Consider the following 21,659-nt stretch of genomic DNA (forward strand, 5'->3'; position numbering starts at 1 on the left):
CTCATGAACGGACCCGCCGCAGGCGGATATAGAGCGCACCCGAACCGCCATGATTGCGGGCGGCATGATCGTGGCTGGAGACGAGCGGCCGGAAGGCAGGCGTCGACAGCCAAGCCGGCACGGCGCGCCGCAACACGCCATCGCCGCCGGAAGACGAGCCCTTGCCAGTGATGACCAGGACATAGCGGACGCCGCCGGCATGCGCCCGGTGCAGGAACGAGAACAGCAGCGAGTAGGCTTCGTCCTGCGTCATGCCGTGCAGATCGACGCGGCCCTCGATCGGCAGCCGGCCCTTCGACAATTTGTCCAGCGTCGGTTCGTCGAGGCGGTGCGTGACATGCTGCGCCTTCGGCTTCGCGGTCCCTGCGACATTGGCGACGGGCTGGGCGGGCTGCGACTGGCTTGGCTTGGCCTCGGCAGGAATTTCGGGGATGTCGACGGCAAATTTCCCCTTCAGCGGCTTGGCCGTGCGCGCCACCAGGTTCCACAGAACCCGGTCGTCCTCGCTGAGCTTGTCCGGGCGCCGGGTCATCGGACCGCACCCGCAATGAGCGCGCGCGGCACCAGCGCATAAAAATCCGCGGCATTGCGGACCACGCCGGCGATCTCGCCGGCAGCATCGCCCGAACCGGCGAACAGGTCGCCCCGCGCCGGCCCGGTGATGGCGGAGCCAGTGTCCTGCGCGATCATCAGGCGCCGGAATGGTTTTGCGTCGAAGGCGGCGAGCGTCGGCGCGTCGATGTAAAAGGGCGTGCCGAATGTGTGCAGCAGGCGGTCGACGGCGATCGAGCGGCCCGGCGTCAGCGGCACCTTGGCGGCGGCGATCGGACCAAGGGCAACGTCCTCGACATCGGCCGGGCGGAAGAAAATGTAGGAGCGGTTCTGCCACAGGATCTCGTCGACGCGGTCCGGATGCGCCTTGAACCATGCGCGGATCGATTGCATCGTCACTTCCGCCAGCGGGATCTCGCCAATCTCGCTCAAGATCCTGCCGGGTCCGGTGAAGCGCTGGCCGGATTTGGCGGCATAGGTGACGCGGGCAAGCCGGCCGTCGGTCATGGCGAGGCGTGCGGCACCTTGCACGTGAATGAAGAAGGCATCGACCTTGTCGGCCAACCAGGCGATTTCCAGGCCCTTGCCATCAAGCGCGCCGCGCTCGATCTCGCCACGGTCATGATATTCGACCGGCCCGTTCGGCGTCTGGCGCGCGAAAGCGAGATAGGGGTCCAGGCCCGGCGGCCGGTTTGCGTCATCGATATCGACGAGATCGGCCGGGCGCGACAGCAGCGGCACCGAAAACCGGTCCGTGCGCACCGGTGACGCCTCGACTTGCGGTTCATAGAAACCGGTGACGAGCCCATTTTCGGCAGGGATAAGCGCCGGCACAAAATGGCGCTCGAAGAAGGCGCGGGCCTCCCCGCGGGTCAAAACCGGCGACCGATTCGCCGGCGAAACGGTCCGGGCCTCGGCGTAGGCATCCGCAAAGGCGTCGAAGTCGACGCCGAGCGCGCCGCTGCGATAGGGTTTGGTCAGGACATGGAAGGCCGAGCGCCGAAAGGCGGCGAAGGCCGCCGAATGGTCGTCATCGTTCCAGCCGGGCAGATCGCCGAAGGCTTTCTCGACAAAAAGAGGCGATAGCGACACCGGAGCCTCGCCGCGTATTCCCTAGTCTTCTTCCTCGGTGGCGACGAGCTTCCAGTTCGGATCGCGCGAGCGCGTGTCGCGGGCGAAGGTCCAGACATCCTTGACCTCGGCCACGGTTTCCGGGTCGCCGTCGATGACGGCACCGGCCTTGTCGCGGGTCGCCGAAATCAGCTCGCTGATGATGCGCAGCGTGACATGCGCCTCGCCGCCCTTCATCTCGGCCGAGACGATGTCGGCCTTGTCGATGCCGACGAAGGAGGACTGGATCTTTTCCGCCTTGGCCTCGCGCTCGCCGATGGCGGCGACAAAACCGTCATAGACCTCGCGCGACAAAAGGTTCTTCAGCGTTTTGCGATCGCCGTCGGCATAGGCCATGACGATCATCTCGTAAGCCATCTTGGCGCCGTCGACGAAACCCTTCGGCTCGAAGGACGGATCATTGTCCTTGATCGTGCGCAGGCCCTTGTTGAGGTCGGTATCGGGCTTGGCGAAAGCGTCGATCGCGGCATAGGCGTCAGGAGCCGGCTCGCCTGGCGGACGCTTGCGCGGCAGCGAGACGACGTTTTCGGATTTCTGGGCGGCATCCTTGTCGCCGGTGCGAGCCGCCGAATAGGGATCGAAGGGCGGCCGTTCGCTGCCGGTGCGGCGGCCCAGCACATTGCGCAGCTGGAAAAAGATGACCACCGCCGCAATCAGGAAGAAAATCGTGCCGAAGTCGAAGAATCCCATATCTTCCGCCAATCAATCCCTGCCCTGTGGCCGGACCGTCAGGCCTAACGGCCGCGGTCGCATAGCGTTCAACATTCAAAGCATATAGAACGCAAGGCGCAATCATTCAAATCAAAGGCAGGCATACCTATCTAACAGCCTCGGTGCCAGCGGCGATTGCCAGTTGGCGGCCAAAACAATCAAAACGGTCATAACGATCGAAAAAGGTTGGCAAGACTTGCGCATTTCGTTGCTTCCCTTCTTTCTCTTTGCACTGCCGCTGCTGGAAATTGCCGGTTTCGTCATCGTCGGCCGCGAGGTCGGCGCGCTGGCGACGGTAGGCCTCGTGCTGGCCTCGAGCATCGCCGGCGTGCTTTTGCTCCGATACCAGGGTTTTGGTGTCATGGCCCGCATCCGCAACGAGATGGCCGCCGGCCAGAACCCCAGCCGCCACCTTGCGCACGGCGCCATGATCGTGGTTGCGGCAATCCTCCTGATCATCCCCGGCTTCATCACCGACATTATCGGCCTGCTGCTGTTTCTGCCGCCGTTGCGCGACTTTGCCTGGAGCCGGTTCAAGGGCCGCATTGTCGTCGCCACCGATTTCTCGTCCGGCGGTTTTCGTGGCCGCCAGCGCGACAGGGTCATCGACCTCGAAGACGGCGACTATTCGCGCGAGGACGATCTGAAGCGCGGCCCGGATCACAACTCGCCGTGGCGCCGCCTGAAGGACGATTAACGCGCCGTCCCATCTCCATGCCGCAGCCGGGAAGCAAGGCGGCAAACCTTGTCTTGTCATCCCCGCCATGGTAGCGAACGCCCGATTTCAATTCGGTCAGCGACGCTGCCCAGGCAAGAGGACAAGGCTTATGGCCAGCAAAGATGACGCGCCGGTCGGCGCAGCCAACGGAAACGGCAATGCGGCGCAGCCGTCGCTCAACGTTCTGGCGCAATATGTGAAGGACCTGTCCTTCGAAAGCCCCGGCGCGCCGAATTCGCTGCGCGGCCGCGACAAGGCGCCGGGCATCGCCATCAATGTCAACGTCAACGCCAACCCGCTCTCCGACAAGCAGTTCGACGTCAATCTGACGCTCAACGCCAAGGCGTCCTTCGACCAGGAAGTGCTGTTCAATGTCGAGCTGGTCTATGGCGGCGTGTTCGCCATCGCAGGCTTTCCGCAGGAACACATGCTGCCGATCCTGTTCATCGAATGCCCGCGTCTTTTGTTCCCGTTCGCCCGCCAGATCATCGCCGAGGCAACCCGCAATGGCGGCTTCCCGCCGCTGATGCTCGACCCGATCGACTTCGCGCAGATGTTCCAGCAGAAGCTGGCGGAGGACCAGGCGTCGTCGAAGGTCCAGGTGAGCTGAGGGCTGCCTGCCACGGATTGTGAAAAGCCCGGCCTTGCGCCGGGTTTTTTGTTTTGGGCGGGACGATTGAGGCGCCGGCAGGGCAGAGGGGGGCGGCAAGGATCGCCAACGGGACGATTTTAGTTCCCGTGAACCTTCAGCCACAGCGCCTTTTCACCCAATGTCCCGACCATGCCGGCGTGCGCGGCACGTTCGGCTTCTGTCACGCGCGGCGGCAGTGGCGCCGGGCGCGGGGCGACGACGATTTCGATCTGGCGGACATTCTCGCCCTGGGCCGGCGCGGTGGCGCTGTCGAGGATGAGGGCCGCCTGCTTGCCGCCGATCAGCTCGATATAGACCTCGGCCAGCAATTCGGAATCGAGCAGGGCGCCGTGCTTGGTGCGCTTGGTGTTGTCGATGCCGTAGCGCCGGCAGAGTGCATCGAGCGAATTAGGACCCATCGGGTGCTTGCGGCGCGCCAGCGCCAGCGTGTCGACGACGACGCCGTTGTCGATGACAGGGTGACCCAGCCGGCCGAATTCGACGTTGAGGAAGCCGACATCGAAAGTGGCGTTGTGGGCGACCAGCTTGGCGCCGTCGGTAAAGTCCAGCCACTCCTGCACGATCTCGGCAAAGGTCGGCTTGCCAGCGAGGTCCGCCGCGCTGATGCCGTGCACCGCCTGTGCCTCGACATGGATCGCGCGGCCTTGCGGGTTGATGTAGTGGTGGAAGGTCCTGCCGGTCGGAAAACGGTTGACCAGTTCGACGCCGCCCAGCTCGATCACGCGGTCGTCGCGCGAATCGAGGCCGGTGGTTTCCGTGTCGAAGATGATCTCACGCATCGAATCAGTCGCTCCAAAGGAGCAGAATCGTGAGAGCGGAACAAAATGGCAATGAGAAACTATGATGGCCAGGGCAATCGCACAGGTTTGCGCCGCCCCTCATCGCCCTGCACCTTTCCTCTCCCCCGTCGATCGGGGGAGAGGTGTCGAGCGAAGCTCGACGGAGTGGGGGTCGACCTTTGCCGCTTGCCTAGGTTTTCTTGCTTGCCAGATTGTGCCTGGGTTGCGGCTACTGCGCGTTTGGCGAATGCCGTCCCCAACTCCGGAGGGGGAGGAAGGAGCAAAGCCGGCAGGCAGATAAGCGGCTCTCACATCGACAGCTGGCGGTCGAGCGGTGGGCTCAACCACCTGGCTTGCCAACCCCTATCAGCTGGCTGATGATTGCAGCGACCTCCGCCCGCGCGGCGTCCATCCCCTGTCCGGTGTCGACGATGAAATCGGCCTGACGGCGCTTTTCCGCGTCCGGCACCTGCTTGGCCAGGATCGACGCCAGCTTCTCTTCCGTCATGCCGGGCCGTGCCAGCACGCGTTCGCGCTGGATCTCGGCTGGCGCGGTGACGACGACGACCTTGTCGACGCGGTTGCGGCCGCCGGTTTCGAACAGCAGCGGGATATCGAGGACGGCGATCGGCGCGCCTGATCCACGATGCCTGGCCAGAAAGGCATCGGCATCGGCGCGCACCAGCGGGTGGATGATGGTCTCCAGCCGCTTCAGCGCCGCGGCATCGCCGAGCACGCGCGCGCCAAGTTTGGCACGATCGACCATGCCAGCGGATGTGGTGCCGGGAAAGGCGGCCTCGACCAGGGGGGCTGCCTTGCCCGCGTAGAGGCGATGCACCGTCTCGTCGGAATCGTGGACCGGCACGCCGGCCTCGGCAAACATTTTTGCCGTGGTCGACTTGCCCATGCCGATCGAGCCGGTGAGGCCGAGCACGATCATGGCTTCGGCACCAGATCGGCGACGATCAGGGCCCGGAGTTCGGCCGTCACCCGCGGCCTGATGCCGAACCAGCGCTCGAAGCCAGGCACGGCCTGATACAGCAGCATGCCAAGACCGTCGACCGTCTTCAGATTTCGCGCGCGGGCGGCCGCGAGCAGCGGCGTCTCCAGCGGCACATAGACGATGTCGGTGACGATGGCATGGTCGGGCAGCCGGGCGGGATCCGCCGACAGGCCTTCATTGCCGTGCATGCCGAGCGCGGTGGTGTTGACCAGCAGGCCGGCATCGCCGAGCAGTTCGTTGGTCGCCGCCATGCCATGCGCCGAGACACCGGTGCCGAAACGATCGCGCAATTCCTGCGCTCGGGCCAGAGTGCGGTTGACGATGCGGATGTCGGCAACGCCGCGCTCCTTCAGCGCATAGATGACGGCGCGCGACGCGCCGCCGGCGCCGAGCACCACCGCCGGACCCTTGCTTGCCCAGCCCGGTGCATGATCGTCGAGGTTGGCGGCAAAGCCGTGACCGTCAGTGTTGCCGCCCCACAGGACGCCGTCCTCGAACCACAGCGTGTTGACGGCGCCGATTTCTTGCGCCGCCTGGTCGCGGCGTTTCGCCAATGCGAAGGCCGCTTCCTTGTGCGGGATGGTGATGTTGCCGCCGCGGTAATTGTTTGCCTGCAATGTTTCCACGAACACGGCAAAGTCTTGCGGCGCGACATCGATGGCCTGGTAGCTTCCGTCGATGCCATGTTTGGCCAGCCAGTGGCCATGGATCTTCGGCGAGCGCGAATGCTTGACCGGATGGCCCGACACGAAGGCTTTTTTCGACGCCTCAGCCATCGATCGCCCCCAGGTCTCGCAGTTCGGCCAGCAGCGGCAACAGCGGCAGACCGACAATGGTGAAATGATCGCCCTCGATTTTCTCGAACAATTGAATGCCGTCGCCTTCGATCTGATAGGCGCCGACGCTTCCCAGCGCCTTGGCGCCGACGCGGGCGAGATGGCGGCCGATAAAGGCGGGGTCGAGCTTGCGCATGGTCATCGAAGCGATGCCGACATGCCGCCACAAAACCTTGCCGTCGCGAACCAGCACGGCGGCGCTGTTCAACTGATGGGTCTTGCCCGACAGCGCCAGCAAATGACGGCGGGCACCCTCCATGTCAGCCGGCTTGTGGAACACCTCGTCGCCGAGCGACAGCGTCTGGTCGCAGCCCAGCACCAGGGCGCCCGGCCTGCGCTCGCTGACTTCGGTCGCCTTAGCCTCGGCCAGCACCAGGGCGACGTCCTCGGGCGAGACGCCGCTATCCTGCAAAGGCGACTCGAGCGCGCGCTCGTCGACATCGGCCGGCACCGCCTCGACATCGACGCCGGCATTGACCAGCATCGTCTTGCGGAACGGACTGCCGGAAGCAAGGATGAGTTTTTCGATCATGCTGATTCACCCATGTTGGCGCTCCGTCACGCACCCCTCATCCGACCGAGCTTCGCTCGGCCACCTTCTCCCACAAGGGGAGAAGGGAAGTCCCGCGCGTACGCCGCTGCAAATCGCCAACTGGCGGTATCTTGCGGAGACGACGGTGCCACGTTCTTCCTTCTCCCCTTGTGGGAGAAGGTGGCCTCGCGAAGCGAGGTCGGATGAGGGGTGCTGGTGCTCACTTATCTTACCTGCCCTATCTATTCTTCCCCCGCAGGGCAACGATGGCCGCCGCCGTTTCCTCGATCGAGCGACGGCTGACGTCGATCATCGGCCAGCCATGGCGCGTGCAGATCTTGCGGGCGTAGGCGAGTTCTTCGCTGATCGCCGCGCGATCGACATAGTCTGATGCCTCATACGAGCTGCTGTTGCCGAGGATGCGGTTTTGCCGGACGTGCGAGATGCGCTCGGCGGTGGCGATCAGCCCGACGATGAGCGGCTTGCTGGCGGCAACCAGGCTTTCCGGCACCGGCACGCCGAGCACGATCGGGATGTTGGCGGTCTTGATGCCGCGGTTGGCGAGATAAATGCTGGTCGGCGTCTTCGACGTGCGAGAAATGCCGATCAGCACGACATCGGCATCGTCCATGTTGAGCGGCAGCTGGCCGTCATCATGGTCCATGGTGAAATTGAGCGCATCGATGCGGCGGAAATATTCGGCGTCGAGAACATGCTGGGCGCCGACCCGGCGGCCGGCGGGGGTGCCGAGATAGGACTGGAACACGGTCAGCACCGGCTCCAGCACCGACACACAGGGCAGGCCCATGGCCGCGCAGCGCTCGTCGATGCCGCGCGCCAGCTTCTGGTCCACGACCGTATAGAGGATGATGCCCGGCTCTTCCTCTATGTCCTCGAACACCTTCGCCACCTGCTTTTCGGTGCGGATAAGCGGATAGATATGCTCGATGGCGCGCGCATCCTTGTACTGCGCCGAAGCCGCCCGGCCGGCGGCGAGCAGCGTTTCGCCGGTCGCGTCGGAAATCAGGTGCAGGTGGAAGAAGCTCTGGGGTTTGTTCACAGGGGGTCACCTGGGGCTGTGGGCTTCTGTGGATAAAGCGGGATGAAAAGAGGGGTCGGTCGGAGGCGACTGTATCAGATGGCAGTTTGTCCACAATTCGATGCGCTGTCAGCTTCGTCGGGCGACTGGGGACAAGTTTGGGGACGGCTTTTTTCGCCTACAGTCCGTCCACAGGACCTGCCTTTCACCGCTCTGCCTAACGCTTTGACTCGATTGATCGATTCCGACCTATCCCCAGAACCCTACATCTGGGAAAAAGAAGCACGCGACAATATGTTGGCTGGTGTTTTCCGGGGCAAAGCGGGACAGGTGGCAATCACCAGAACCAACAGACTCTTAGAATCAGAAGAATCTTAGATATAAGAATCTTTGATTATAGAAGAGGCCGGGAGAAGCGAGCGCTCGATGCCCCAGAACCGGATCATGCTGGATGTCCTGAAGGGCAAGGCTCATTTTCCGCCTCCGCTCTGGATGATGCGTCAGGCAGGGCGTTATCTGCCGGAGTATCGGGAGACACGCAGGCGAGCAGGCTCGTTCCTCGATCTCTGCTATGATCCAGACCTTGCCGTCGAAGTGACCTTGCAGCCGATCGAGCGCTTCGGCTTCGATGCTTCGATCCTGTTTTCCGATATCCTTGTCGTTCCGCATGCGCTTGGCCGTGACGTCCGTTTCGAAGAGGGCAGAGGGCCGCTGCTGACGCCGATCACCGCGCCGGAGATTCTGGCTCTGGAGGGCAAGGTGTTTCACGTGAATCTCGAACCGGTCTACGAGACGGTTCGCCGATTGCGGGCCAAATTGCCCGACGAGACAACCCTGATCGGCTTCTGCGGCGCGCCGTGGACGGTGGCGACCTACATGATTGCCGGCCATGGCACGCCCGACCAGGCGCCGGCGCGGCTCTTTGCCTATCGCGAGCCGGTGGCCTTTCAACGATTGCTGAAGGTGCTTGCCGAACATTCGGCCGCCTATCTCATCCGCCAGATCGAGGCGGGCGCGGATGTGGTGCAGATTTTCGATTCCTGGTCCGGCGTGCTGGACGATGAAACTTTCGATTTGTTCTGCGTTCAGCCGATGGCCGAGATCGTTGGCCGGGTGCGGGCGGTTTATCCCGATGTCCCGATCATCGGTTTTCCCAAAGGCGCCGGTGCGCGCTACCGGACCTATCGACAGAAGACCGGCGTGACGGCGCTGGGCATCGACTGGACGGTGCCCCTGATCGCGGCGAAGGAATTGCAGCGCTCGGGTGCGGTTCAGGGCAATCTCGATCCCTTGCGGCTCGTGGCTGGCGGCAAGGCGCTGTCGGATGGCATCGAGGCGATCCTGGGAGCGCTGGGAGACGGGCCGCTGATCTTCAACCTCGGTCACGGCATCACGCCGGAGACGCCGATCGCCCATGTCGAGGCGATGGTGAAACAGGTGCGGAGCGCGACACGCTGATGGCTCAGATGAACAACACGAACAGCGGCGGCCAGGCGATGATGCGCATGATATCAGGTATCGCCGTGCTGATCGTTTTCACCGCGCTTTTGTATTTCGCGGCACCCGACAGTTTCTACCCCTGGGCCAAGGCGATCCATATCCTCGCCGTCATCTCGTGGATGGCGGGCATGCTCTATCTGCCGCGGCTGCTGGTCTACCACGCCGATGCCGAGAAGGGTTCGGTGCAGTCGGAAACCTTCAAGGTGATGGAGCGGCGCCTGCTGCGCGGCATCATCAACCCGGCGATGATCGTCACCTGGGTGTTCGGCCTGTGGCTCGCCTGGAAGGGTTTCGGTTTCCAGGGCGGCTGGCTGCACGCCAAGATCGGAGCGGTGCTTTTGCTGTCCGCCGTTCATGGCTATCTGGCCGGCGCGGTGCGCAAATTCGCCGAGGACCGTAATGAAAAACCGGCCAGGCACTGGCGGATGGTCAACGAGATCCCCACATTGCTGATGATCGCAATCGTCATCCTGGTGGTCGTCAAGCCGTTCTGATGCATGTTGCTCAAAAACGGCCAGGAGACTGCGACAGGCATTGATGCGTTTAGGCCTTCATAGGCCATGCAAAACGCAGCTTGCTCTTTCACCCGACCGACGATAAAAGACGGGTCTTCCTTCCCGTCATGCGCCGCCCCTCGTTGTTTTCGGCCGCGCCCGGCATTTGTCGCATCCCGCCGATATTTTCCCAAAGCCTACCCAGACTCCATCTATTCAAGGTCCGTCTATGCAAGAAATGAAACTCGCCGAGTTCAAGAACAAGAAACCGCCAGAGCTGATCGCTTATGCCGAATCGCTCGAGGTCGAAAACGCCAGCGTCATGCGCAAGCAGGAGCTGATGTTTGCGATCCTGAAGAAGCTGGCCGCCCAGGAGATCGAGATCATCGGTGATGGCGTGGTCGAGGTGCTGCAGGACGGTTTCGGCTTCCTGCGCTCCGCCAACGCCAATTACCTGCCAGGTCCCGACGACATCTATATTTCACCGTCGCAGATCCGGCGCTTTTCGCTGAAGACCGGCGATACGGTCGAAGGGCCGATCCGCAGCCCGAAAGAGGGCGAGCGCTATTTCGCGCTGCTCAAGGTCAACACCATCAATTTCGACGATCCCGAGAAGATCCGTCACAAGATCCACTTCGACAATCTGACGCCGCTCTATCCGACCAAGCGGCTGAAGATGGAGATCGAGAATGTCACCACCAAGGACATATCGGCCCGTGTGATCGACCTGGTGGCGCCGATCGGCAAGGGACAGCGCGCCTTGATCAACGCGCAGCCGCGTACCGGCAAGACGGTTCTGATGCAGAACATCGCCCACTCGATCACCGCCAACCACCCGGAATGCTATCTGATCGTGCTGCTGATCGACGAGCGGCCGGAAGAAGTGACCGACATGCAGCGCTCGGTGAAGGGAGAGGTGATCTCCTCGACCTTCGACGAGCCGGCGGTGCGCCACGTGCAGGTCGCCGAAATGGTCATCGAGAAGGCCAAGCGCCTGGTCGAACATGGCCGCGACGTCGTCATCCTGCTCGATTCGATCACCCGTCTCGGCCGCGCCTACAACACCGTCGTGCCGTCATCCGGCAAGGTGCTGACCGGTGGCGTCGACGCCAACGCGCTGCAGCGGCCGAAGCGCTTCTTCGGCGCCGCCCGCAACATCGAGGAAGGCGGTTCGCTGACCATTATCGCCACCGCGCTGATCGATACCGGCAGCCGCATGGACGAAGTCATCTTCGAAGAGTTCAAGGGCACCGGCAACTGCGAAATCCAGCTCGACCGCAAGGTCGCCGACAAGCGCATCTATCCGGCCATGGACATCCTGAAGTCCGGCACCCGCAAGGAAGACCTGCTGGTTTCCAAGCAGGACCTGCAGAAGATCTTCGTGCTGCGCCGCATCCTGGCGCCGATGGGAACCACCGACGCGATCGAGTTCCTGATCGACAAGCTGAAGCAGACCAAGACCAATGCGGATTTCTTCGATTCGATGAACACGTAAGGGGATGGGGTAGCGATCCTTCGCGCCTCCCTCTGCCCTGCCGGGCATCTCCCCCTCTAGGGGGGAGATTACACCCTTGGTCGCTTTCGGCAATTATCAACGCCGTAAGGTGAGCGGAACAGCGAAGCTGCCGATCTCCCCACTTGAGGGGGAGATGGCCGGTAGGCCAGAGGGGGCGTCTCTCGCCGGCGGTTAGCAAAACTATCGCCGTCGCAACAATCGCTCGAGCTCTTCAGCATCCGTCACCGCCGGCAAACAAACCTGCCCCGTGCACAACCATGCACCTGCCTTGTCGGTCGGCGGCAGGATTCCACCGGGCAGCAAGGGTCGATTCGCCGTACCGATCGGCACGACGATGTCGATGCGGCGCGGGTCCGGGTTTCGATTCGCAACCGGAACGAGCTTTGGATCTGTGAACTCATCCACCAACACCAGCTTGAGCGGCTCGATCGCCAGCGCGCAGGCATTGACGATGCCGGCCTGGCCATAGGCCTGGTGCGCCGCGCGGCCGGCGGCATGCTCGGCGACGTGCCAAGCTCTTTCCTGCAGCTCGAGATCGCCGGTGACGGAGGCGAGCCTGACCAGCGCCTCGATGATCTGGCCGGTGGCGGAGGGAATAGCTTCGTCGACATCGCCGCGGATGCGGATCGGCACGTCGGTGCTGTCGGAAGCAGTCAGGTAGTAACCTGTCTTCTCGGCGTCGGCGTGCCAATGCTCGAGCTGCCCGACAAACTGGCCAGCCTGGTCGACATAGCTCCAATCCCCGGTGGCCTCGAACAGCGAGATCGCGGCGTTGGTCATAGCGGCATAGTCGCTGGACAAAGCCGGGAACAGTTTTCTGGCGCCGAGCATCGAATGCGGCAGACGGCCGTCGCGGCTGGCAGCGCTGATATGGGCAAAGGCCTTTGCCGCCGCATCGATCCAGTCAGGCCGCGCCAGCGCCCGGCCGGCCTCGGCAAGCGCTGCGATCATCTGGCCGTTCCAGTCGATGAGGGTCTTTGCGTCAAGGCCGGGCCTGACCCGCTCTTCCCGGACAGCAAGGAGTTTCGCCTTGAGCGCGCTGATCTCTTCGCGGTGGATCACATATTGCAATTGCTGAGACAGCGTTTGGTGGACGACCGGCTTGCCTTCCCAGCCATGCGGGCTGGAGAGCGTGAAGTGCTTGAAAAACAATGCGGAATCGTCGCCAAGGGCGGCTTCGATCTCGTCGCGGCTCCAGGTGTAGAACAGACCTTCCTCGCCGTCGCTGTCGGCATCGAGACTGGCGGCAAAAGCGCCGCCGTCGACGCGCATTTCGCGCAGCAGCCAGCCGATCGTCTCTTCGATTCGCAGCCGGAACAATTCATTGCCGCTTGCGGCATAAGCCCAGTTGCAGAAGCGGAGGAGCTGGGCATTGTCGTAGAGCATCTTTTCGAAATGCGGCACCAGCCATTCGGCGTCGGTCGAGTAGCGGCTGAGCCCGCCGCCGATGTGGTCGTAGATGCCGCCGCTCAGCATCTGCTCGAGGCTGTTGAGGACGTCGTCGCGATGGGCGGCATTGCCGTCGCGAAGCCAGGACAGCCACAGCGTTTGCATGAACGGCGCGTTGGGAAATTTAGGCGCGCCGCGCAATCCGCCGAGATCACGGTCGATCATGCCGTCGATGCCCGTGGCCAATTCCGCCAGCGTGGCGCGGTCGAGCACGGTTCTGGCATGCGAACCGGCGAGCCGTGCCTCGACATGCGTCGTCAGGCCGTCGGCGCTCTGGTTGAGGCTCGCCCGCTTCTCCCGCCAGGCCTTGTCCACCGCCTTCATAACCTGGATGAAGCCGGGGCGGCCGTAGCGTGGCTCGCGCGGAAAATAGGTGCCGCCCCAGAACGGCTTGCCGTCCGGGGTCAGGAACATGGTCAGCGGCCAGCCGCCCTGCTCGCCCATCGAGGACAGCGCCGCCATATAGATCTGGTCGATGTCCGGGCGCTCCTCGCGGTCGACCTTGATATTGACGAACAGACGGTTCATGACGGCGGCGACGCCATCGTTTTCGAAGCTTTCATGCGCCATGACATGGCACCAATGGCAGGCGGCATAGCCGACCGAGAGCAGGATCGGCCTATCCAGCGCTTTCGCCTCTTCGAGCGAAGCCGGCGACCAGGCCCGCCAGTGGACGGGATTGCCGCTGTGCTGCTGCAGATAGGGGCTGGCTTCTTCGGCAAGCAGGTTTTGCGCGGGCAGCGTCACTGGGCAAACTCGGGTGCGATTGGCTGATAGGCGTGAAGCTAGGGCGGTTCGGTAGAGCGGGCAAATGATTTCAGGCGATTCCATCGTAGCGCTGTCGAGCGGCCGGCTGCCTGCCGGCGTCGCCGTCATCCGAATTTCCGGCCCGCAGACTCGATTCGTGGTCGAAACGATTGCTGGGACTATGGTTAAGGACCGCGCGGCGGTTCTGCGCCGATTCAGGGCGTCTGACGGGACATTGCTCGATACCGGCCTGGTTGTGTTCTTTCCCGGCCCGGCCAGTTTCACCGGCGAGGACGTCGCGGAATTCCACGTTCATGGCGGCCGTGCCGTTGTGGCAAAAATGCTGGAGACGATGACCGGTTTTGGCGGCGTCAGGCACGCGGAACCGGGCGAATTCACGCGTCGCGCCTTTCTGAACGGCAAGGTAGACCTGGTCGAGACCGAGGCGCTGGCGGATCTCGTCAATGCCGAGACGGAGGCGCAGCGGCGCTTCGCGGTCCAAAATGCCGGAGGCGCCCAAAGCGAACTCTATCTCGGCTGGCGCCGCAGGCTGATCCATGCCCGCGCGATGATCGAGGCCGAGATCGATTTCGCCGACGAGGAAGACGTCCCCGGTTCCGTTTCGGATACGGTCTGGTCCGATGTCAGAACGATGATCGACGAGATCGACCGGCACATCGCCGGATTTCGCGCCGCCGAGATCATTCGCGATGGATTCGAGGTCGTCATCCTCGGTGCCCCCAACGCCGGTAAGTCGAGTCTGTTCAACGCCCTGGCGCGGCGCGATGCCGCTATAGTAACGGATGAGCCAGGCACGACCCGCGACCTGCTTGAAGTGACACTTGATCTTCAGGGGCTGCGTGTCCGGCTTACGGATACGGCCGGGTTGCGCGATGCGCCGGGGAAGGTCGAAGCGATCGGCATCGACAGGGCGAGGGCCAAGGCGCATGGCGCCGATCTCTTGCTGTTGCTTAGGGATGTCGCCGATCCCAGGGAGATTGGACTGCTGCCGACCGAAGCGCCGATCTTACGTGTCGGCACCAAGCTCGATCTGCTGGAAAGCCGCGCGGCGAGCGACGCGACGGAGGATTACGACCGTGTCATTTCAGTGAAGAACGGGACGGGCGTGGAGGAACTGCTGGCGGAGATCGGCCAGCGGGCGGCGGAGGCGGCCGGCAGCGTCGGCGATGTCCTGCCGTCGCGCCTTCGCCACGTCGAATTGCTTGGCGAGACCAACCGCCATCTGCTCCGCGCCACCGATGGCCGTTCTGTCGGGCAGGAGCTGCGCGCCGAGGAGTTGCGGCTCGCAGCCGATCGCCTCGGCCGAATCGTCGGCGCCATCGACGTCGAGGATATGCTGGACGTGATCTTCTCGCAGTTCTGCATCGGGAAATGACTCACGTGAAACATTGGGTCGTTGCGGCGTGAGCTCCCTTTAGATCGTATGTTGCTTTGCCGCATGCCTTCGTGATTTTCGACGAACTCCGAAGGCGGGGAGGCTTCATCTGGGCCACCACCGCGCTGCGCCGCCTGCATGACTCACGTGAAACGTGTCAGGCGGCCCGATGACTCACGTGAAACACTGGGCTGACTAGCGGCGCGGCTGTTTCACGTGAAACTTGTCGCGGAGTTTTCTTGACAGCGTCGCTCCGCAGGGACATGTGTCCCTCATTCTTCTGAGTCCAGGACGTTTGGAAATGACCAATCGCTATGATGTGGTTGTAGTGGGCGGCGGCCACGCGGGTTGCGAGGCGGCCAGTGCTGCCGCGCGCGCCGGTGCCAGGACCGCGCTGGTGACGCTGCGTTTTGACACGATCGGGGTGATGTCGTGCAACCCGGCGATCGGCGGGCTCGGCAAGGGCCATCTGGTGCGCGAGATCGATGCCATGGACGGCTTGATGGGGCGCGTGGCGGATGCGGCAGGCATCCAGTTCCGCCTGCTCAACCGCCGCAAAGGCCCCGCGGTGCGCGGACCGCGCACGCAGGCCGACAGAAAGCTCTATCGCCTTGCCATGCAGGAAGCGATTCGGCAGCAGAACGATCTCGACGTGGTCGAAGGCGAGGTTCTGGACTTCGAAATCGCCGATGGGCAGATCAGGGCTGTTCTCCTGGCTGATGGGCGGCGCCTGGCCTGTGGCGCGGTCGTCCTGACGACCGGGACCTTTCTGCGCGGGCTTATCCATATCGGCGAGAAGAAGATCGTCGCCGGCCGCATGAACGAGCAGGCGAGCCTCGGCCTGTCGGCAACGATGGACCGCGCCGGCTTCAAGCTTGGACGGCTGAAGACCGGGACGCCGCCGCGGCTCGATGGCCGGACCATCGACTGGGCGTCGCTGGAAAGCCAGGCGGCGGATCCGGATCCGGTGCCGTTCTCGCTGATGACCGACCGTATCACCACGCCGCAGATCGATTGCGGCATTACGCGGACGACGACCGCGACGCATGAGTTGATACGCGCCAATCTCGGTCGCTCGGCCATGTATTCCGGATCGATCGAAGGCGTTGGGCCGCGCTATTGCCCTTCGATCGAGGACAAGATCGTCAAGTTCGGGGACAGGGACGGGCACCAGATTTTTCTGGAGCCGGAAGGCCTGGACGACGACACCGTCTATCCCAATGGCATTTCGACCTCGTTGCCCGAAGATGTGCAGCTCGATATCTTGAAAACCATTCCGGGGCTTGAGCGGGCCGTTATGCTGCAGCCCGGCTATGCCATCGAATATGATCATGTCGATCCGCGCGAGCTGCATCAGACGCTGGAGACGAAGCGCGTTAGTGGCCTGTTCCTCGCCGGGCAGATCAACGGCACGACCGGCTATGAAGAAGCGGCCGGGCAAGGCTTGCTTGCCGGCCTCAATGCGGCGCGGCGGGCGGCGGGCAGCGAGCAGATCGTGCTCAGCCGCACCGAGGCCTATATCGGCGTCATGGTCGATGATTTGACCAGCCGGGGCATTGCGGAGCCCTACCGGATGTTCACCTCGCGGGCCGAATTCAGGCTGTCGTTGCGTGCCGACAATGCCGATGAGCGGTTGACGCCGCTGGCGGCCAGGCTGGGCATCGCCTCGGCGCAGCGGATGCAGCGCTACGGGGATGTCATGCAAAGTCTGGATGAGGCTCGGGAGCTGGCGAAATCGCTCACCATGACACCCAATGAGGCGGCGCGACACGGGCTGGAGATCAACCGGGATGGCGTGCGCCGGTCCGGTTACGAATTACTATCCTATCCCGACGTCGACGTGGCCTGGCTGGGTCGTATCGATTCGCGATTCGCGGCAATCGACGGCAAGACGGCGGAGCGCCTCGAAACAGAGGCGAAATATTCAGTCTATCTCGATCGCCAGAAGACGGATGTGGCGCAGATCCGGCATGAAGAGGGCCGGCTGATCCCCGAGACGGTCGATTTCGCTGGCGTGCCGGGTCTGTCGAACGAGTTGAAGCAGAAGATGCAGGCGCGGCGGCCGCGCTCCATCGCCGATGCCCAGCGCATGGAAGGCATGACGCCGGCGGCGCTGGCGATCATTGTCGCGCATGTCCGTCATGCGGAGAGCGCCCAGCGCCTGCAAAAGGATGTTGCGTGAGTTCTATGACCCTAGCGAGCCTGCAGGACACGGCAGGCCCGGTTTCACGTGAAACATTCGATCGGCTGGTGCTGTTCGAGCAGATGTTCCAGAAGTGGAATCGCAGCATCAATCTGGTGGCGCAATCGACCTCGGGCGACGTCTGGCAGCGTCATATATTGGACAGCGCGCAGCTCGCGCGCATAGAGCCGGCCGCCACACGCTGGGTGGATATCGGCTCAGGCGGCGGATTTCCGGGCCTTGTCATGGCTTTCCTGCTGGCCGAGCGCGACGGCGCCAGCATCGATCTGGTTGAAAGCAATCGCAAAAAAGCATCCTTCCTGCAGACCGTCATTGGGCAGTTCAGCCTGCCGGCGCGGGTGGTTGCGCGCCGCATCGACGACAGTCATGCGCTTGTTTCGACGCCGCAGATCGTCACGGCGCGGGCGCTGGCTCCGCTTTCGACGTTGCTGGACCTGTCGGCGCCCTGGCTGATTTCAGGCGCGCGCGGCCTGTTCCACAAAGGCCGGGATTACCGCACCGAAGTGCAAGAAAGCGTTCACCGATGGTCCTTCGATCTGGTAGAACATCCCAGTGTGACCGACGCTGGCGGCGTCATCCTGGAATTGTCCAACCTGCGACCTGTCTGATCCGTCACTGACAGGCGATTTGGCGCCCAAAATGAATTTCTGGCATAAACCCATGATGAAGAATGGCCCCCGAATCATCACCGTAGCCAACCAGAAAGGCGGCGTCGGCAAGACAACCACCGCCATCAATCTGGCGACCGCGCTGGCCGCGATCGGCGAAAAGGTGCTGATCGTCGATCTCGATCCGCAGGGAAATGCCAGCACCGGCCTCGGCATCGACCGCAAGGATCGGACGGTCTCGTCCTATGACGTGCTGACCGGCGAGTTGGAGCTGGAGGCCGCGGCCATCCCGACGGCGGTGCCCGGCCTGTCGATCGTGCCGTCGACGCTCGACCTGCTCGGCATTGAAATGGAGATCGCCTCCGCGCCCGACCGGGTGCTCAAGTTGCGTAATGCGCTGCGCGCCGCGACCGAGCGCGGCGCACCCTTTGGCTATGTGCTGATCGATTGCCCGCCCTCGCTCAACCTTTTGACTTTGAATTCAATGGCTGCGGCTGATTCTGTTCTTGTGCCGCTGCAATGCGAGTTCTTCGCGCTCGAAGGTCTCAGCCAATTGCTGGAGACGGTCGAGCAGGTGCGCCGCTCGATCAATCCGGATCTCACCATCCAAGGCATCGTGCTGACCATGTATGACGGCCGCAACAATCTCGCCAACCAGGTGGTGCAGGATGTGCGGGCGCATATGGGCGACAAGGTCTACGAGACCGTCATCCCGCGCAATGTGCGGGTGTCCGAGGCGCCGTCCTACGGCAAGCCGGCGATCCTTTACGATCTGAAATGCTCGGGCAGCCAGGCCTATCTGCAACTGGCGTCGGAAGTGATCCGCCGCGAGCGCAAGTTACGCGCCGCTTGATTAGACTCCCTGCAAATTAAGAGCCGATTCGATACCGAAACGATCCGGAACCTGGAATAAAGATGAGCGAAGACCTTTCGAGAAAGAGACTGGGGCGTGGGCTGGCGGCGCTGATCGGCGAGATCGATCGCCCAGCTGCGCCTGAAAAACCAGGCATGAGCGCCGACGGCAAGGTGCCGATCGAGTTCCTGACCCCCAATCCGAAGAATCCGCGGCGGCATTTCGGCGACGCCGAGCTGACCGACCTTGCCCAGTCAATCCGCGAACACGGCGTCGTCCAGCCGGTGGTGGCGCGCCCTTCGCCGGCACAGGCCGGCCGTTACGAGATCATCGCCGGCGAGCGGCGCTGGCGGGCGGCACAGCGCGCCGGGCTGTCCGAGATCCCGGTCATCATCCGCGAGGTCAACGACCGCACCGCGCTCGAGCTGGCGATCATCGAAAACGTCCAGCGCACCGACCTCAATGCGGTCGAGGAAGCACTTGGCTACCAGCAGCTGATCGATGAGCACGGCTACACCCAGGCCGATCTCGGCCAGGTGATCGGCAAGAGCCGCAGCCATGTCGCCAACACGCTCAGGCTCCTGAAGCTGCCGGACGTGATCCGCGACATGCTGGTCGACGGCGCGCTGTCGGCGGGCCATGCCCGCACGCTGGTGACGGCGGAAGATCCGGCCGGCCTTGCCAAGCGTATCGTCGAAGAGGGCCTTTCGGTACGCCAGGCCGAAGCGCTGGCCCAGATACCGGCCGGCACCAGCAGCACCAAGGAAGCCAAGCCGGCGCCAAGTCCGGAGCAAAAGGACGCCGATACGCTGGCGCTGGAAAAGCTGTTGACCGATACGATCGGCATGATTGTGTCAGTGGATCACAAGGGCAAGGGCGGCACTTTGCGGGTTTCATACCGGTCGCTGGAGCAGCTTGATGAGCTGTGCAGAAGGCTGAAGCAGGAACGTTAGTTAGCCGGCGAAGTATATTGAGACCGGAGATTGCGCATGTGGAAAGGGCTGGCCGTTTGGCCGGCCTTTTCCTTTTGGGGCGCTGGTGATTGGCGAAATCGGTGACGCCGCGAATCTCCCTCCTTGAGGGGAGATGGCCGGCAGGCCAGAGGGGGTCGCCCCACATCAAGCGCCGGGCCCCTGCGGGAACGAAGAAGAGGTCAGCGCCCCACGCGCGGCGGCCCCCTCTGTCGCCTTCGGCGACATCTCCCCCCTCGAGGGGGAGATCAGGCTCGCTCCCCAGCCTCGCGCTCTCAACCGCGATCCCAAGCAGCGCCTGCCGCCAGCCCTGCCGCTCGCGGCTTGACAGTGCCAGGCAACGGCGTAACCTATATTAGATATGGCTTAAATTATGTGCCCTAGCGTGCCGGTCAGTCGAGGCGGGGGCTATTTGCCGTTCCTACAACAATCGTGAAATGGCACCGCCCCGCCAATGCGATATGCCGACGCGCCTGACGCAAGTGGGAGGTGCAAATGGCAGTCCGTTGGCAATTGTCCGGAAGTTACTTCGAAAATTGTAGCTGCGATGTCGTATGTCCTTGTCTGCTGTCCACCAACGCGCAGCTGACATCGAAGCCGACGAAAGGTGTTTGCGACGTCGGTTTGGTCTTTCATATCAACACGGGCAACTACGGCGACGTTCGATTGGATGGGCTCAGTGTCGCGATGGTCGCTCACACGCCGGGTCCTATGGCAAACGGCAATTGGACGGCCGCCGCCTATATCGACGAACGGGCCGATGACAGGCAAACAGAGGCGCTAGGTGCCATCTTCACCGGCGCTGCGGGCGGCCCTATGGCGGTGCTGGCCCCCATGATTGGCACGAATCTTGGCGCCAAGAAGGTGCCGATAAGCTACCGGATAGACGGCAAGAAGCGGTCGGCGGAGATTGCGGGCGTCATGCAGATGGCGGTCGAGCCGCTGCCGACAATGCGCGAGGACGGGCAGATGTGGGCGGCCACCGGCCATCCTGTCAATCCCGATTGGCTCGCCCTGGCGATGGGGGCGGAAGGCAGTACATTCAGCGATCATGGCATGAGCTGGGACAATTCCCGCCGAAACGGACATTACGCTCCGATCAATTGGTCTGGGCAGCAGTAGCCGTTGGCAGCGTAGCACGGAACGACCTCGTCCATGGCCCCGACGTTGCAGCGATACATCATTCTCGCGCTGCTGATCGCTATCGCTGCGGCGGCGTGGACCCTGCTTGTCTGGCAGCAGATGGGCATGGACGCGGACATGCGCATGGAAATGTACGCACTCACCATGGGTATGAAGGCGCCGCTGTTTCTTGCCATCTGGATGATCATGATGATTGCCATGATGTTTCCGACGGCCGCGCCCATGATCCTGACGTTTCACCAGGTCCAGGCCGGCAAACAGAGCCGGGGCGAGACCTTTGTCTCGAGCTGGGTGTTCGTGGCCGGGTATATGCTGGTTTGGGGCGTGATGGGCTTTATCGCCTTTGCCGGTGCGGCGGGTGCGGAGATGCTTGCCGGGCATGTGGGATTGTCCGCTGCGACGGCCGCGCGTATCGGCGGCGCGCTGCTGATGATTGGGGGCGCCTATCAACTCTCCCCACTGAAAGATCTGTGTCTGGCCAAATGCCGCACGCCGATCGGCTTCATCCTGACCTCATGGCGCGATGGTTATTGGGGTGCGGTTCGCATGGGCCTGGAGCATGGACTTTTTTGCCTGGGCTGCTGCTGGCTTTTGTTTCTCGCCCTCTTTCCTCTCGGGATCATGAACGTCGCCGCAATGGCCGTGGTCACCTTGCTGATCTTTGCGGAAAAGACCCTCCCGTCAGGAGGTGGGATCGCAAAGGTGTCGGGTATCGCTCTGCTTCTTTACGGCGCGGCGGTGCTGGTCTTTCCACAGGCGCTGCCAACCTTCCAGCAGGTGGGCGCTATGACAATGAATTGACCGATGGAGGCAGCGCTCGGCGCCG

21 protein-coding genes are annotated in these 21,659 nt (G+C 63.1%); 12 read left to right on the forward strand and 9 right to left on the reverse strand.

The window, feature by feature from the left end; all coding sequences use genetic code 11:
* Nucleotide 1: 1 nt before the first annotated feature.
* Genes RPF88_RS22850 through RPF88_RS22860 form a run of 3 tightly spaced genes read right to left on the reverse strand, consistent with a single transcriptional unit; the run spans nt 2 to nt 2,373 of the window.
* On the reverse strand, nt 2–532 hold the full coding sequence (locus RPF88_RS22850; protein ID WP_024502221.1) for a Smr/MutS family protein: 531 nt from the start codon (nt 530–532) through the stop codon (nt 2–4).
* Nucleotides 529–1,644, reverse strand: coding sequence for a murein transglycosylase A (mltA, locus tag RPF88_RS22855; protein ID WP_024502220.1), 1,116 nt, complete (start codon nt 1,642–1,644; stop codon nt 529–531). Before mltA ends, RPF88_RS22850 begins: the two co-directional genes overlap by 4 nt.
* 21 nt (nt 1,645–1,665) lie before the next feature.
* On the reverse strand, nt 1,666–2,373 hold the full coding sequence (locus RPF88_RS22860) for a Tim44/TimA family putative adaptor protein (protein WP_013528722.1): 708 nt from the start codon (nt 2,371–2,373) through the stop codon (nt 1,666–1,668).
* 217 nt (nt 2,374–2,590) lie between these two features.
* Here RPF88_RS22860 and RPF88_RS22865 point away from each other — a divergent pair, with 217 nt between their 5' ends.
* Both RPF88_RS22865 and secB read left to right on the forward strand, forming a co-directional pair.
* Nucleotides 2,591–3,091 (forward strand): FxsA family protein, encoded by a 501-nt coding sequence (locus RPF88_RS22865; RefSeq protein ID WP_337123262.1) that lies wholly within the window; start codon nt 2,591–2,593, stop codon nt 3,089–3,091.
* A gap of 130 nt (nt 3,092–3,221) precedes the next feature.
* Nucleotides 3,222–3,722 (forward strand): protein-export chaperone SecB, encoded by a 501-nt coding sequence (secB, locus tag RPF88_RS22870; RefSeq protein WP_013528724.1) that lies wholly within the window; start codon nt 3,222–3,224, stop codon nt 3,720–3,722.
* 119 nt (nt 3,723–3,841) lie between these two features.
* On the opposite strand, the gene dnaQ is transcribed toward secB, so the two are convergent.
* The 5 genes from dnaQ to RPF88_RS22895 all read right to left on the reverse strand — a co-directional run bounded on the left by dnaQ (nt 3,842) and on the right by RPF88_RS22895 (nt 7,974).
* Nucleotides 3,842–4,543 (reverse strand): DNA polymerase III subunit epsilon, encoded by a 702-nt coding sequence (gene dnaQ / locus RPF88_RS22875; RefSeq protein WP_063169604.1) that lies wholly within the window; start codon nt 4,541–4,543, stop codon nt 3,842–3,844.
* A 340-nt stretch (nt 4,544–4,883) separates the two neighbouring features.
* Entirely contained in the window at nt 4,884–5,483 is a 600-nt protein-coding gene (gene coaE, locus RPF88_RS22880) for a dephospho-CoA kinase (protein ID WP_127366395.1), read from the reverse strand.
* On the reverse strand, nt 5,480–6,322 hold the full coding sequence (locus RPF88_RS22885) for a shikimate dehydrogenase (protein ID WP_337123263.1): 843 nt from the start codon (nt 6,320–6,322) through the stop codon (nt 5,480–5,482). The genes coaE and RPF88_RS22885 overlap by 4 nt, the downstream gene beginning before the upstream one ends.
* A complete protein-coding gene (locus tag RPF88_RS22890) occupies nt 6,315–6,914 on the reverse strand; it encodes a Maf-like protein (RefSeq protein ID WP_127366393.1) in 600 nt (199 codons plus the stop codon). The genes RPF88_RS22885 and RPF88_RS22890 overlap by 8 nt, the downstream gene beginning before the upstream one ends.
* Before the next feature lie 238 nt (nt 6,915–7,152).
* Nucleotides 7,153–7,974: a pyruvate, water dikinase regulatory protein gene (locus RPF88_RS22895; RefSeq protein WP_013528729.1), complete on the reverse strand. Its 822-nt coding sequence runs from the start codon at nt 7,972–7,974 to the stop codon at nt 7,153–7,155.
* Between the two features lie 405 nt (nt 7,975–8,379).
* On the opposite strand from RPF88_RS22895, the gene hemE reads away from it, so the two are divergent.
* From hemE to rho, 3 genes are all read left to right on the forward strand, one after another.
* Nucleotides 8,380–9,411, forward strand: coding sequence for a uroporphyrinogen decarboxylase (gene hemE, locus RPF88_RS22900; protein WP_127370857.1), 1,032 nt, complete (start codon nt 8,380–8,382; stop codon nt 9,409–9,411).
* Entirely contained in the window at nt 9,411–9,947 is a 537-nt protein-coding gene (gene hemJ, locus RPF88_RS22905) for a protoporphyrinogen oxidase HemJ (protein ID WP_127366660.1), read from the forward strand. Before hemE ends, hemJ begins: the two co-directional genes overlap by 1 nt.
* Nucleotides 9,948–10,176: 229 nt before the next feature.
* Nucleotides 10,177–11,442, forward strand: a complete 1,266-nt coding sequence (gene rho, locus RPF88_RS22910; RefSeq protein WP_013528732.1) for a transcription termination factor Rho — start codon at nt 10,177–10,179, stop codon at nt 11,440–11,442.
* Between the two features lie 201 nt (nt 11,443–11,643).
* On the opposite strand, the gene RPF88_RS22915 is transcribed toward rho, so the two are convergent.
* On the reverse strand, nt 11,644–13,659 hold the full coding sequence (locus RPF88_RS22915) for a thioredoxin domain-containing protein (RefSeq protein WP_337123264.1): 2,016 nt from the start codon (nt 13,657–13,659) through the stop codon (nt 11,644–11,646).
* Between the two features lie 64 nt (nt 13,660–13,723).
* Between RPF88_RS22915 and mnmE the strand changes: the two genes are divergently transcribed.
* The 7 genes from mnmE (at nt 13,724) to RPF88_RS22950 (ending at nt 21,634) form a co-directional block, all read left to right on the forward strand.
* Nucleotides 13,724–15,055 (forward strand): tRNA uridine-5-carboxymethylaminomethyl(34) synthesis GTPase MnmE, encoded by a 1,332-nt coding sequence (gene mnmE, locus RPF88_RS22920; protein ID WP_337123265.1) that lies wholly within the window; start codon nt 13,724–13,726, stop codon nt 15,053–15,055.
* Between the two features lie 301 nt (nt 15,056–15,356).
* Nucleotides 15,357–17,237 carry a tRNA uridine-5-carboxymethylaminomethyl(34) synthesis enzyme MnmG gene (mnmG, locus tag RPF88_RS22925; protein WP_337123266.1) on the forward strand — a complete coding sequence of 627 codons (1,881 nt, stop codon included), beginning with the start codon at nt 15,357–15,359 and terminating at the stop codon, nt 17,235–17,237.
* Nucleotides 17,234–17,866: a 16S rRNA (guanine(527)-N(7))-methyltransferase RsmG gene (gene rsmG / locus RPF88_RS22930; RefSeq protein WP_337123267.1), complete on the forward strand. Its 633-nt coding sequence runs from the start codon at nt 17,234–17,236 to the stop codon at nt 17,864–17,866. The genes mnmG and rsmG overlap by 4 nt, the downstream gene beginning before the upstream one ends.
* 52 nt (nt 17,867–17,918) lie before the next feature.
* Entirely contained in the window at nt 17,919–18,719 is an 801-nt protein-coding gene (locus RPF88_RS22935; RefSeq protein WP_013528736.1) for a ParA family protein, read from the forward strand.
* A 62-nt stretch (nt 18,720–18,781) separates the two neighbouring features.
* Entirely contained in the window at nt 18,782–19,672 is an 891-nt protein-coding gene (locus RPF88_RS22940; protein WP_013528737.1) for a ParB/RepB/Spo0J family partition protein, read from the forward strand.
* 513 nt (nt 19,673–20,185) lie between these two features.
* Complete coding sequence (locus tag RPF88_RS22945; protein WP_024504084.1) at nt 20,186–20,812, forward strand: DUF1326 domain-containing protein; 627 nt, start codon at nt 20,186–20,188, stop codon at nt 20,810–20,812.
* Nucleotides 20,813–20,845: 33 nt separating this feature from the next.
* Nucleotides 20,846–21,634 (forward strand): DUF2182 domain-containing protein, encoded by a 789-nt coding sequence (locus tag RPF88_RS22950; RefSeq protein WP_337123268.1) that lies wholly within the window; start codon nt 20,846–20,848, stop codon nt 21,632–21,634.
* Nucleotides 21,635–21,659 lie beyond the last annotated feature (25 nt).

The sequence above is a fragment of the Mesorhizobium sp. ISC11 genome (assembly GCF_037162595.1).
GTDB classification, from domain to species: domain Bacteria; phylum Pseudomonadota; class Alphaproteobacteria; order Rhizobiales; family Rhizobiaceae; genus Mesorhizobium; species Mesorhizobium ciceri.